Below are 12900 nucleotides of genomic sequence, written 5' to 3' on the forward strand. Positions count from 1 at the left end.
GGAAATATGGCTATCGAAATCAAGGTTCCGGCTCTGGGCGAGAGTGTGACGACGGCCACGGTCGGCAAGTGGCTCAAGCAGCCGGGCGATGCGGTCGCTGTCGATGAGCCTGTGGTCGAGCTTGAGACGGACAAGGTGAGTGTCGAGGTTCCTGCTCCGGCTACGGGTGTGCTGGAAAGCCATGCTGCGAAGGAAGGTGACGAGGTTGAGGTCGGCGCAGTGCTGGCTATTCTGGCCGAAGGCGCGAAGGCTGCCGCGAAACCCGCTTCAGCCTCAAAAGCCGCGCCGGAGCCGAAAGCCGCCGCTCCTGCTGCTGAGAAAAAGCCTGTTCCAGCGGCCGCTTCCGCCGCCCCGCCTTCCGAGACCGACTATGATGTGGTGGTCATCGGTGCCGGGCCTGGCGGTTATGTCTGCGCCATCCGCGCCGCTCAGTTGGGCTTCAAGGTCGCCTGTGTCGAGAAGCGCGCCACGCTTGGCGGCACCTGCCTGAATGTGGGCTGTATTCCGTCGAAGGCGCTGCTCCAGTCGTCCGAGAACTACCACGCCGCCAAGGAAGATTTCGCGGTCCACGGGATCGACATCGCGGGCGTCAAGCTGAACCTCGCCCAGATGCAGAAGCGCAAGGCCGGCATTGTCGAGGCGAACGTCAAGGGCGTCGAATATCTCTTCAAGAAGAACGGCATCACCTGGCTGAAGGGCGAAGGCAAGGTGCAGTCCACCGGTCGTCTGACCGTTGACGGTAAGCCGGTGACGGCGAAGCACATCGTCATTGCCGCAGGCAGCGACAGCGCCGGGCTGAAGGGTGTGGAGGTCGATGAGAAGGTGATCGTCACCTCGACTGGCGCGCTGGAACTGGCCGCTGTGCCGAAAAAGCTGGTGGTCATCGGTGGTGGCGTGATCGGGCTTGAGCTGGGCAGCGTCTGGCACCGTCTGGGCGCCGAAGTGACAGTCATCGAGTTTCTTGATCGTCTTGTTCCCGGCACCGACAACGAAGTCGAAGCCGCTTTCCGCAAGGTCCTGGTTAAGCAGGGCCTTCAGCTTAAGCTGGGCCACAAGGTGACGAAGGCGGAAAAGACCGGTAAGGGCGTGAAGCTGACAGTTGAGCCATCACAGGGTGGCGCAGCGGAGACAGTGGAAGCTGACATCGTGCTGCTGGCGATCGGTCGCACCGCAGCAAGCAAGAACATGGGGCTTGCGGAAGCGGGCATCGCGCTGGACAACCGTGGTCGTATCGAGGTGGATGACCATTTTGCGACCAGTGTGCCGGGTGTGTATGCCATCGGCGACGTGATCCGTGGCCCGATGCTGGCGCACAAGGCCGAGGAAGAAGGCGTTGCCCTCGCTGAGATTCTGGCCGGTCAGGCTGGTCATGTGAATTACGATGCGATCCCCGGTGTGGTCTACACATGGCCGGAAGTCGCGACTGTCGGCTTCACGGAAGAGCAGCTCAAGGAAAAAGGCGTCTCTTACAAGGTCGGCAAGTTCCCCTTCATGGCGAACGGTCGTGCGCGTGCGATCGGCATGACGGATGGTTTCGTGAAGGTCATCGCCGACGCGACCACCGACCGGGTTCTCGGTGTGCACATCCTTGGACCGGTGGCGGGCGAACTGATCGCCGAATGCACCATGGCGATCGAATTCGGGGCATCGTCCGAAGATATCGGGCGTGTCTGCCACGCTCACCCGACGCTGAGCGAAGCGGTCAAAGAAGCGGCGCTCGGTGTGAACGGGATGTCTTTGAATATTTGATCGGGTGTCAGTGTAATACTGGCTGTTGTTGAAAAAGCGCATCGGATTTATATCCGGTGCGCTTTTTTTTTGGCCCCATTGTTTTGGAGTTTTTTTGGCGATTTCAAATGCAGAACAGGAACAAGGAACCTCATAGAGACATCTGTTAATGAACGGTTTTCATCGGTCTTTCCGAAAACTTATACATCCCGGAATACTACCTCTTTCAGGGGTAGAGGTTTTTTCAAGAAAGGCTCTGAGTATCCAAAAAATAGCTAGTGGCTAAAGTGCAAAGAGCAAGAGCCTACGGAACGGCACTCTCCAGTTCATGAATGCGTTTGTTCACATAAGTATGGATGACATCGAGGCGTTCATTTGAGTGTGTGGCCCAGAAATGAAGCAAAACCGGCGTGTGTGTCGCATTCGTAAACAAGCCAAGACCGGTGCCTGTTCCGACGCCGATCAGGGCGGATATGGAGTGTTCATCGACACAGGCAAGCTTGTGTAAAACGTAATTCAACGCTGCCTGATCCACCCAGCCGGTTGTTTCGGACAGAGCGATCATTCTGTTGATCATGGAGACGACGCACGCAAAAGCTTTCGCTGCCACATGTATGGTGGAAAAGCCGATGATTCCTGAATTGAAACCATATTTTGAGGTGGGAAAGAACTGGTCTTTTTCGAAAAAATGCTTTCCCACCGATTCCATTTCTGAATAAATGGATGGATACATAATAATGTTTTGATGATCTTCCGTTCCGACCGAGATGTTTGGCGAGAACAGAATGGGAAGGAGAATATCGTCTATTCTGTCATTACAGACGATATCGGTATCCAGATAAAGAATAGGCTGATAGCGGTCTATTCCGTGTAAGTTTTTTACCGTATAGCGGGCTCTCCACATTTCGATTCTGGAATGCGCTGTTTCTTTCAGGATATGTAATTTTCCCGAAAAACTATCAGGAATGAAAGATCGCATATCCTCTCTGTCGGTGACGATACAAAGGTCGCCCTTGAACTGACCGATAGTGAGCAGAGATCTAAGGCTTTCCTGCAGCAGTTTTACCTGTGTATCGGACCCGAATACGACAAAATAAATAAGAGGATCATATCTTATATAACGATCAACCTGCATGCCGCGTTGAAGAACGATCTCGCTGCAATTCAAAGAAAGAGTATTGAGGGCAGTCTGATTTTCAAGCCGGTCGTAATACAATCCATCAATATAAAATCCATCATTCGATATTCTGGTGTTTTGTGGAAGATGAATCTTCCTGTCATGGGCTGATACCCAACTATGACGAGCAATATCCAGAAACGAGGTTTCAAAAAAAGTTTTGGTTGCTGAATATGTTTCCCATCCGGATACAATCTCCCGGTTGAACATGATTTCCCAGCTATGCGGTTGGGCCGCACCAAAAAATCCGTCTTTTGATAGGTTTATTGTAAGGCTTTCTTCTGACAAACGTTCAGCCGTTACTTTGAAATCCGGCAGAGAGATGATCTTTCCCTCAACGATGATGCAAAGAATAGTGTTCGTATAATACACCGGTGTTGTGGTCGGGGTGGAGATGTACCCTGTTCCCCGAACAAGAGTTTTGGTTTCCCTGTTATAGTAAATGATCGTATCTGTATGGTCTTTTAAAATATAGGCATGCATTTCTGTTCTCTGGCCTTATTGCGGATTGAATGTAATTTTTTCCATTTCGGATCGCAGGGTTTTCATCTGCTCATCCGTTCGCCATGCCTGCCGGTAAATACTTTCATTCCATATTGCATCAAATATGATTCCATTTTCGCGAATGGCTTCCGGATTTCCGGATGATTCGGAATCAAGAACAGTCAGGCCATTGTTAATTGAAAGAAAACGGCAGTCGCGTGTGCCTTCTTTAAGAAGCGTGCCACCATACCCCGCCCGTATCATCCGCATCGTGTGCTCGACGTGTTCATGACCATACTGGCGGAACCGACTATCAAGATATCCAACATAATTCAGGGCCGTTCGTGTAAATCCTGAACACTGGCCCGTCAGAATTTCACTCTCCAGCGGATGATTCCATACGGCCTGTCCCGGAAATGTGGAAGGATACCAGTCCGGTGCATAATTGATGTGGTGATGGATGAGGGTCGCCAGAACCCAGCCTATATCCCAGTCGGGCCCTGTGGCCCTTACATCGTCCTCAATAAGAAGAATGACATCGCATTGCGCTATCTGCTGAAGATAAAATAATGTTCTGTTCTTGTTCCAGGCGATTCCCCGATTTTGTTCACTGAGCCAGCATATGTTTTTGATGCCTGCCAGTACGTCCGGGGTGCCATCAGTGGAGCCGTCGTCAGAAATAAAGATTTCCAAAGGAAGAAAAGCATTTGAACGGAGATTTTCAATGGTTTCTGCAATGACAGAAGATCTATTATAAGTCGTTATCCCGACGCCAACTTTGATATTCTGAAAATTATTTCCGTGGAATTGAAGGGTCCGGGGGAAGAGGTCGACAGATACATGTTTAACATCATTGAAAACAAGGATCAGCTTGCTGGAAAGAATGGTCGCCAGATTGGAACGTGAGTTCAAGGGAATATCCACAGAAAAGCGTGCATACGACGCTTCCGCTCCCCATGCCTGCTCCACATCAGGGCTCGCAACCCTCAAATGGATGGTGGGGCTTGCTTCCAGTTCATTGTCTGAGGCGATGATGATATTCTGAATGGGAGTGAGCGTCTCGCGGTCAAAAGCCCACCCGCGGATCTGGAAAAAGCCGTTCCGAAAAGTTTTTTCGTCTATCGTATAAATATCATGGCGATCAAAAGACATTTATTTCTTCCAATGGGCAATATTCTTAGAAAACATTTAACGAGCGTCTGGTGTCTATCCTAACCACGTTGCGATTCAATGCGATCTTCCGGTCACTGTTTCTATCGGTTTTCCTGCAAAATTCTAATGGTGATAGAGTTTCTCAAGTCTTAACAATTGCTTTCATTTGCTTTTGGGTTCCCATCATGCTTCATCCTTCGATAAAATTTGCAAAGTATGTAACCCAGTGAGCACTCAGAAGGAGATGAGCCGGATGCGGGGGTGGAGAACAGCATTGGGTATTATGGGAATGGCGGCTGTTGTCTGTTCTTCTCCTGCCAAATGTGAAGCATTGATGAATGAGCCGGATGGACAAGCAGCATCCAGTTCTCCCGCTCCCTCTTCAAACGGGACGAACGGACTTCCTTCACCCGTCGAGCCATCACCTGCTGTCGTCATTCCTCCATTGCCCTCTTTGGACGACAAGGCGGCCCGCGCCGAAGCGGTAAAACTCTCTGTTTCCTTGCATAAGGAGGTGGGAGGTGTCCAGCCACTCACGCCGACGCAAAAAGCGCACTGGATAAAACTGGCTCAGGACACGATCGCAGGCTCGGACTTCCGCATAACGCGGGCTCAGGTCATCACGGTCGTCGACCGCAATCCCAAGGTCCAGCGGCTCGCGCTGATCCTGGCGCTTCCTGATTCACCGGACTGGCAGGTGATCGGCAGTGTGAAGGTTTCAACCGGAAACACGGGCAGAAAATACTATTACATTACCCCCACTGGTGTTTTCCCGAATACGCCTGACCGGCTCGGCTACCGTGCTGAAGGCACGAAGAATGAGAACGGGATTCGCGGCATCGGTGCCAAAGGAATGCGCGTCTGGGATTTCGGATGGCATAATGCCGTCAAGGGATGGCTTGTCTCCGGAGAGACGGGGGACATCCGGCTGGAGATGCATGCGACGGACCCGGATTTCCTCGAAAGCCGTCTCGGACGCCCCGCTTCTGAAGGGTGTGTCCGCATCCCAGCCAAATTTAACGTATTTCTGGATCGTCACGGTCTGCTCGATGTCGAATATGAACAGGCCGCCAGCTATGATGATCGCTTCAAGGCTTTGCTGAGGAAGGACAGAACCCCTTCTCCGATTGCAGGAGAGGCGCTTGTCGTTGTGGATTCAGGCGGCGAGACGAAACCTGTTCCTCTACCAGCCCTGGCGTCTCAGAAATCCTGATTTTCCAGCCTGTCTGAGCGCCAAAGTTGATAAAGAAAGCCTTTCCCGTGATGCATGAGCCGGCATCACGGGAAAGGTCCTTAATCCGCCAGCAGGGCTTCCGGCTCGCTGCGGGTCCGCTTGACCAGCAGCTTGTTCAGCGCGTGGATATAGGAGCGTACCGCCGACACAACCGTGTCCGCATCCGCGCCCTGACCGTCCACCATCTTGCCGTTTTCTTCCAGACGAACCGTTGTGCGGGCTTGCGCGTCCGTTCCCTCCGTCACGGCGCCGACGGAGAACAGCGCCAGCCGGGCATCATGCGGGAAGGCGCTGCGGATGGCGTTGAACGCCGCATCCACCGGACCATTGCCATTGGCCGTTGTTTCCACGGCTTCGCCGTCGATCTCGAGATCCAGCGTCGCTTCGGCGGCACGGCGTGAACCAGACGCCACGTCCAGCGACAGGAAACGGATGCGGGCATGGTCCCGCACTTCGTCATCGACCAGCGCGACAATGTCCTCGTCGTAGACGACCTTCTTGCTGTCGGCCAGATCCTTGAAGCGCTGGAACGCCTCGTTCATCTTGTCATCGGCAATCGTGTAGCCGAGCGCTGCCAGCTTGTCGCGGAAGGCCGCGCGACCGGAATGCTTGCCCAGCACCAGCGATGATTTCGACCAGCCGACGCTTTCCGGCGTCATGATCTCGTAGGTCGCGGCGTTTTTCAGCACGCCATCCTGATGGATGCCGCTTTCATGCGCGAAGGCATTGCGTCCGACGATGGCCTTGTTCGGCTGTACGTCGAAGCCCGTCGTCGTGGACAGCATCTTCGACAGCTTCAGCAGCTTCGTGGTCTCGATGCGGTTTGTGTAGGGATACTGGTCGTGGCGTGTGCGGATCGCCATGATGATCTCTTCCAGCGCCGCGTTGCCCGCACGCTCGCCGATACCATTGATCGTGCACTCGATCTGCCGTGCGCCACCACGCAGTGAGGCCAGCGTATTGGCCACGCCCAGCCCCAGATCATTGTGGTTGTGAGCCGAGAAGATCACCTGATCCGCACCCGGCACCCGCTCCTGCAGCATGGAGAAAATGCGCTCCATGTCCTCAGGCGTGGCATAGCCGACCGTATCGGGGATGTTGATGGTCGTCGCACCGGCCTTGATAGCGGCCTCGACACAGCGGCACAGGAAATCCGGTTCCGTGCGCGAGCCGTCTTCCGCCGACCATTCGACGTCATTCGTCAGGTTGCGGGCGGCCTTGTTGCCCGCCGTGACGATGTCCAGAACGGTTTCCGGCTCCATTCGCAGCTTGTATTTCATGTGCAGCGGCGACGTGGAGATGAAGTTGTGGATACGGCCGCGCTCGGCATGGGCGATGGCGTCGCCTGCGGCCTGAATGTCGTTCTTGCCGCCGGAGCGGGCCAGCGCGCAGACGACGGCACCTTTTACCACGCGGGCGATTTCAGCGACGGACTGGAAGTCCCCTTTCGAGGCGACCGGGAAACCGGCCTCGATTACATCCACGCCAAGATCCGCCAGAGCCTCGGCCATACGCAGCTTTTCCTCCAGATTCATGGAGAATCCGGGGGACTGCTCGCCGTCACGCAGCGTGGTGTCGAAAATGAAAACGCGATCGTTGGTGATGCGGCCGAAGGAAGGATGGTCGAAGGTCATGAAAGCCTCGGAATGACGTGTCTGTGTCCCTGTTTCGCCCCGATATCAGGCACGAAACGCTCTTCTTACGATATCCCCTAAACGTACCGACATACGTCGGTATACTCGCTCAGGGGCGAATAAGTCGAAGGAGAAGAAGCTGGGAAAGGCCGCACGCGGTCGTGGCGCGAATGCGCTTCATCGACTCGGAAGGGGTGCGGACAATGGTCATATGGAACAAAATACCGGAACAGCGCGGAGATGCAACCAAAAGACACACACAACCTGCACAGGTGTCCTCACCTACAGGTCACTTGGTCAGATCAGGCCGGTGCACACGCTTACCTCCTGGCGCCTGAAAACGGGAGTGAAGAGCGTCCTGCCGACATTGGTTCGGCCGGCTTGCTTCCCGACGCAGCGCAGCCTGACGCCCTGAGACGTCAGGCTGTTTTGGGAGAAAAATGTCAGTCCTGCAGCGGAAGGATGAACGTGCCGTCATCCAGTTCGATCCCGCGCTGAGCCGCGTGGGCACAGGTCGCGGTGCGAATGTCGCTGTCTGCCGTATTCAGGTCCACCATCTGGCCGGGACCGACCATCAGCTGACCGACACCACCCGCGCCATAGGCGGGGTCCGCTTTGACATCGGAGCGCTTGGCAAGCGAGCGTCCGAGCGAACGCACCGTCGTGTCATCGTCGATATCGTGGGCGTAACAGTAGTACATCAGTCCGGCGATATTGCCGACAGAGGCATTATCCACGGTCGGCCCGGGACCCACTGGTGCCTGTGCGACAGACGCAGGTGCCACAGTGGCTGCGTGAGCACCTGCCATGGCAGAGGTCAGTGTCAGACCGCATACAGCGGCAATGGCCGCAGCTTTGGACAGTGATTTCATGGAAAACCTCCTGAAAGCGAAGTGATGCGTGCAATGTTCGCTTCACTCAGGCAGCGAGCAAGAGGTGTGGATGCTGGTCTGTTATGCGGGAGTTGTTTTGCATTCTGGAGAAATGCTTCTTAGGTATAATTATTTACCATGAAACTGAACCGGAATGGTCTCCATTATTCACTTATATGTAATTTCTGAGTATAATACTCTTCCATATAATGTATGGATTCTGAATGTTCCTGATCAGATCTCGTGCGGTATGAGCACACAGTCCGAATGACTGTATCTCATAGGATCAGGCGATCTTTATGGGAGCATTCGTGTCAGCGCAGGTCAGACGGGAGGAGTGCGAGCGTGCATCGCACCGCATGGGTCAGCCCTCCACATTCTCCGAAGGCGCTGGTCTGTCTGCCAGGCTGGCGATGCCCAAAACCCGACAGACAGATAAAGATGTGCAGTAAAATGCCTTAGATGAGGCCCTGCACCCACGCCTTCAGCTGGCTCTTCGGCATGGCTCCAACTTTCGTCTCGACCGGTTTGCCGTCCTTGAACAGGATCAGCGTCGGGATGCCACGCACACCGAAATTGTTCGGCGTCAGCGGGTTGTCGTCGATGTTGACCTTCGCAATCGTCACCTTGCCTTTGAACTCAGCACCGATTTCTTCCAGTGCCGGGGCGATCATCTTGCAGGGGCCGCACCATTCCGCCCAGAAATCGACCAGAACCGGACCGGAAGCCTTGAGAACATCTGTTTCGAATGTGGTGTCGCTGACGGCGACTGTGTTTTCGCTCATGTGCGTCGTCCTTACTCTGTAGGTCTGGCTGAACAGTTGGTGGGAGTTTGTTTCAGGTCAAGCCCCCGGGTGAGAAACGCCGGAGCCTAGCCCCTCAAACCGGCCAAAAGCAGCAGCTTTGTTCGTCTTTATATCCGACGACTCATTTCTGTCCCGGCCCGTAAACATCCAGCAAGGCTCCTGGCAGCACTGTAACGGTCGGAACTTCGGTCCAGACCAGACTGCATTCCACGTCCCGTCCCGGATACAGCGCCTGAAGCAGGGCGCGGTAGGCCGCCATCTGCCGCAGATAAAGCACCGGTGTCCGCTCTATGGATGATGGCGGTCGCCGGTTGGTCTTGAAGTCGCAGACCAGAACGCGGTCAGGCAACACCGCCATCCGGTCGACCTGTCCGACGATCACGCTTTCGCCCACTACGCCTGCCAGCCGCTGTTCCGCGCGGCTTCCTGTAGCGAACAGGGGAGCCAGTGCCGGGTCTTCCATCACTCTGAGCACACGGGTGATAAGCCGGAGTGCCTCCTGCTCGTCCAGACCATTGCCGGGCCGAAGCAGCCAGTTGTAACCGACATCCGTCCGGTCCGCTTCCGGGCGGTCGGGCAGGAACTGGAGCAGCGCATGGACCAGCGTTCCCCTTCGGAAAGCGGCTTCACGGGCCGCGTTCGGCGTCAAAATAGCCAGATCGAGCGGCGAGCGGGTGGAAGGTTGCTCACCGAGCGCCACGTCATCAGGACGGCTTGGGGAGAGAGGGCGTGCGAGTGCCGGTTCCATCGGCGGCGGCGCAGGTATCCAGTCCGGTGCGCGTCCGGTCCATGATGGCAGAGGTGCTGGGGGCGGCAAGCCAGCCTTTGTCGATGCCGTCCGGCTTGTCGTCGGACGTTCCTGAAGAACCAGCCGCTCCCCTTCCCACCCGAGATCGAACGGTTCGGATGTGGCCTCGGCAGCCGTGAAGCCGTCCACGCAGCGGGCATACCAGCTTTCCTCGCTGAGCGTTCTGCCCGCCTCCCATCCGCACACCACCAGACGGTCGCTGGCACGGGTCAGGGCGACATAGAGCAGACGGTTATATTCCTCAGCCGCCTGCTCGCGCAGCGTCTCCCGGACAGCTTTCGTGGTTTCCGTCGCGGTGTCGGTGCGCGGCACGAAAACCGGGAGTGCCAGCTGACCCGCCTGCGATGGCAGCCAGAGCAGGCGGCTGTCCGAGCGCGGTGTGCCGATCGTGTCAGGCAGGATCACCAGCCGCGCCTGCAAGCCCTTCGACCCATGCGCCGTCATCACGCGCACGGCGTTGCCACTGGCCTCCGCCTCGCGCTTCACGCTCTCGTTGGAGTTGCGGAGCCAGTGCAGGAACCCCTGAAGCGAATGGGCATGGGCCTCCTCATAGCGGAGTGCGGCCGAGAGCAGTTCATCGATTGGTTCGGCGGCTTCCGGTCCAAGGCGCGCAAGGATGCGGGCACGGCCGCCATGAACGCCCAGAGCCTCCGACAGCAGCGTGTAGGGCGAAGCATAATCCACGCGTCGGAACAGCGCCGACAGGTAGGACCATGCCGCCGACCAGTCCGGGCGCTGGGCATGACGCTCACGCAGCACGGTCCAGAGCGGTTCGCCGTCGCGATCCATGGCGAGGGCCATCAGGCTGTCATCACTGAGACCACCGAGCGGCGAGGTCAGCACGCAGGCCAGCGTCAGATTGTCCTGCGGCAGAAGCAGCGCGTCGCACAGCGCCATCAGATCCTGCACCACCGTCTGGTCGGCAAGCCCCGTACGCACGAGTGTCGCGACCGGCACGTCGGCGGTCTTGAGCGCGCGGATCAGCGCCCGCACAAAGGCCGAGCGGCGCGGCACGAGGATCAGCACGTCGCCGGGCGTGAGCTGTGTTTCACCCGGTGCGGGAGGTGCCAGCAGTTGCGCGGCAATCCAGCGCGCCAGCGTGTCAGCAAGGCGCTGCTGCGCCGAGATCTGGCCGACATTCTTTCTGGTTGCAGCCCACGGGTTCAGGTCTTCGGTCTCTTCCTCGCCTTCGCCAGTGCGCGGCACCAGCGGCCAGAGTTCGACACAGCCTCCCTGTCCGGGACGGGCGGACTCATGACGCGGCATCGTCTTGCCCGGTTCGCTGACCCCACGGGCGGCCAGTGGATTGCTGAACACGGCATCCACCAGCGACAGCACCGGCGTCGTGGAGCGGAACGAGACGGTCAGTTGCGGCTCCTGCCAGAGAGCCCCGGCGTTTTTCGCCCGCTTCTCGAAGGTCTGCCGCCATTCGCGGAAAGCTTCCGGGTCTGCGCCCTGAAACCCGTAGATCGACTGCTTGTAGTCACCCACCGCAAAGACGGTGCGGGGACCGGCGTTTTCATCATGCACGCCCGCACCGGAGAAAAACTCCTCAGTCAGATCTCCGGCGATGCGCCACTGCTCACGGGACGTGTCCTGCACTTCGTCGAGCAGGAGATGGTCGATGCCGCCGTCGAGCTTGTAGAGCACCCACGCTGCACCGGGTTCATGCAGCAGGCTGAGGGTGCGGAGAATGAGATCGTCATATTCCACCTGCCCACGCAGGCTCTTGCCGGTGCTGTAGGTCTCCAGAATCGGCGCGGCCGTGCGGAGAAGGGCGAGAGTCAGATTGACGAGGGTGATGGCGCGCCGGTTTTCCTCGATGTCGAGGATACGTCGGGCCTCCGCCTCGATCCGTTGGACAGTCTTCTCGTTGTTTTTGGCGTATTTTTCGCTTGTGCCTGCATGCTTGCGCGGCTCGCCTTTGGCTGTGAGAAAGAACTCCTGCCATTCCACCCACGCCGCCGCGCGTTCCGGTGGATGCTTCGCCAGCCAGTCCAGCATGGCGGTGGCCCGGCGTTGCGCGGTGGCCGGAGCCGTCTCCTGCATCGTTTTTAGGGCTTCCCGCAGCGTGCCCTCTTCCGGGATATTCGCGCAGGCCGCCAGCAACGGATCTTCGTCAGAGACTGCTTTTATCCCCAGCGCCCTGAACAGCATCGTCCGCAATGTCGCCGCATCGGTGCGTGCCAGAGTCAGTGCCTCTCCGCTTTGTCCACTGAACCGCAGTTCGGTGAGCAGGCTGAGCAGGTCCACAAGCGGGATCTGTGCTGCGAGAAGGGCCACGAGACCGGAGGGAAGGCGTGCCAGTTCTGTTTCCGTCGCATCCGACAGCGCCAGCGAGGCATCCGTGTCCTCCATCAGCGTGAAATGCGGATTGGTGGCGGCCTCCAGCGGAAAGCGACGCAGGAGGGACTGACAGAAGGCGTGGATCGTGCCGATGCGCATCCCGCCCGGCAGGTCGAGCACACGGGCGAACAGCGCGCGGGCTTCCGGACCCGCAGAAGTGGGGACGCTCAGCTTGCGAAGGGCCTTGTCCAGCGTCTCATCCGGCATCGTCACCCATTCGCCCAGCGTCCGCTGGAGCCGGATGGCCATTTCCGCCGCCGCCGCCTTGGTGAAGGTCAGGCAGAGGATACGTCCCGGATAGGTGCCGGGAATCAGTGGTCCGGTCGGATCGTGCGGGTTCTGGCGCGGCAGCATCAGACGCAGCAGACGGTCGATGAGCAGCTTGGTCTTGCCACTGCCCGCCGAGGCCGAGACGAAGACCGAAGCGTTCGGGTCCGAGGCCACGTTCTGCTGCTCATTGGCGAGGTCGATGGCGGTGATGGGTGCGGTCATGCCAACGGCCTCTTCTGTGTCTGCAAGCACGCTATCGCTAACCCGCTGGAGGCAATGCCTCTGGACGCCAATGATTCATCGGGGGAGTGAGAGGACGGAGTCCATGATACTTGCGGGGTTCGGGCAAAACCCGGCCTTTCTTCAGGACGGTCCATGACTATGTTTCCG

General features: G+C 57.4%; 8 protein-coding genes. 2 read left to right on the top strand and 6 right to left on the bottom strand.

All coding sequences use genetic code 11. The features are described 5' to 3' along the window. Window positions 1–6 precede the first annotated feature (6 nt). The gene (gene lpdA / locus GOB81_RS07315) at window positions 7–1749 is read left to right on the top strand and encodes a dihydrolipoyl dehydrogenase (RefSeq protein WP_173569712.1); all 1743 of its coding nucleotides are present in this window, start codon (window positions 7–9) and stop codon (window positions 1747–1749) included. Window positions 1750–2032: 283 nt separating this feature from the next. On the opposite strand, the gene GOB81_RS07320 is transcribed toward lpdA, so the two are convergent. Both GOB81_RS07320 and GOB81_RS07325 read right to left on the bottom strand, forming a co-directional pair. After that, complete coding sequence (locus GOB81_RS07320; protein ID WP_173569713.1) at window positions 2033–3388, bottom strand: hypothetical protein; 1356 nt, start codon at window positions 3386–3388, stop codon at window positions 2033–2035. Between the two features lie 15 nt (window positions 3389–3403). Further along, entirely contained in the window at window positions 3404–4540 is a 1137-nt protein-coding gene (locus tag GOB81_RS07325) for a glycosyltransferase family 2 protein (protein ID WP_173569714.1), read from the bottom strand. Between the two features lie 334 nt (window positions 4541–4874). Here GOB81_RS07325 and GOB81_RS07330 point away from each other — a divergent pair, with 334 nt between their 5' ends. Then, window positions 4875–5753, top strand: coding sequence for a L,D-transpeptidase (locus tag GOB81_RS07330; protein ID WP_408736912.1), 879 nt, complete (start codon window positions 4875–4877; stop codon window positions 5751–5753). 80 nt (window positions 5754–5833) lie between these two features. Here GOB81_RS07330 and GOB81_RS07335 read toward each other — a convergent pair whose 3' ends face one another. The 4 genes from GOB81_RS07335 to addA form a co-directional block, all read right to left on the bottom strand. Continuing rightward, window positions 5834–7408, bottom strand: a complete 1575-nt coding sequence (locus GOB81_RS07335; protein ID WP_173569716.1) for a 2-isopropylmalate synthase — start codon at window positions 7406–7408, stop codon at window positions 5834–5836. Between the two features lie 443 nt (window positions 7409–7851). Beyond that, entirely contained in the window at window positions 7852–8280 is a 429-nt protein-coding gene (locus GOB81_RS07340) for a hypothetical protein (RefSeq protein ID WP_173569717.1), read from the bottom strand. Window positions 8281–8738: 458 nt separating this feature from the next. Then, the gene (gene trxA, locus GOB81_RS07345) at window positions 8739–9065 is read right to left on the bottom strand and encodes a thioredoxin TrxA (RefSeq protein ID WP_173569718.1); all 327 of its coding nucleotides are present in this window, start codon (window positions 9063–9065) and stop codon (window positions 8739–8741) included. Window positions 9066–9207: 142 nt separating this feature from the next. Next, the gene (gene addA / locus GOB81_RS07350; RefSeq protein WP_173569719.1) at window positions 9208–12732 is read right to left on the bottom strand and encodes a double-strand break repair helicase AddA; all 3525 of its coding nucleotides are present in this window, start codon (window positions 12730–12732) and stop codon (window positions 9208–9210) included. Window positions 12733–12900 lie beyond the last annotated feature (168 nt).

Source organism: Acetobacter conturbans, from assembly GCF_011516755.1.
Classification (GTDB): Bacteria; Pseudomonadota; Alphaproteobacteria; order Acetobacterales; family Acetobacteraceae; genus Acetobacter; species Acetobacter conturbans.

What these genes read in the sequence shown, in the direction of transcription:
- GOB81_RS07320 (WP_173569713.1), bottom strand. Translation starts at nt 3,388, where the DNA reads ATGCATGCCTATATTTTAAAAGACCATACAGATACGATCATTTACTAT.
- GOB81_RS07335 (WP_173569716.1), bottom strand. Translation starts at nt 7,408, where the DNA reads ATGACCTTCGACCATCCTTCCTTCGGCCGCATCACCAACGATCGCGTT.
- lpdA (WP_173569712.1), top strand. Translation starts at nt 7, where the DNA reads ATGGCTATCGAAATCAAGGTTCCGGCTCTGGGCGAGAGTGTGACGACG.
- trxA (WP_173569718.1), bottom strand. Translation starts at nt 9,065, where the DNA reads ATGAGCGAAAACACAGTCGCCGTCAGCGACACCACATTCGAAACAGAT.
- GOB81_RS07340 (WP_173569717.1), bottom strand. Translation starts at nt 8,280, where the DNA reads ATGAAATCACTGTCCAAAGCTGCGGCCATTGCCGCTGTATGCGGTCTG.
- addA (WP_173569719.1), bottom strand. Translation starts at nt 12,732, where the DNA reads ATGACCGCACCCATCACCGCCATCGACCTCGCCAATGAGCAGCAGAAC.
- GOB81_RS07330 (WP_408736912.1), top strand. Translation starts at nt 4,875, where the DNA reads ATGAATGAGCCGGATGGACAAGCAGCATCCAGTTCTCCCGCTCCCTCT.
- GOB81_RS07325 (WP_173569714.1), bottom strand. Translation starts at nt 4,540, where the DNA reads ATGTCTTTTGATCGCCATGATATTTATACGATAGACGAAAAAACTTTT.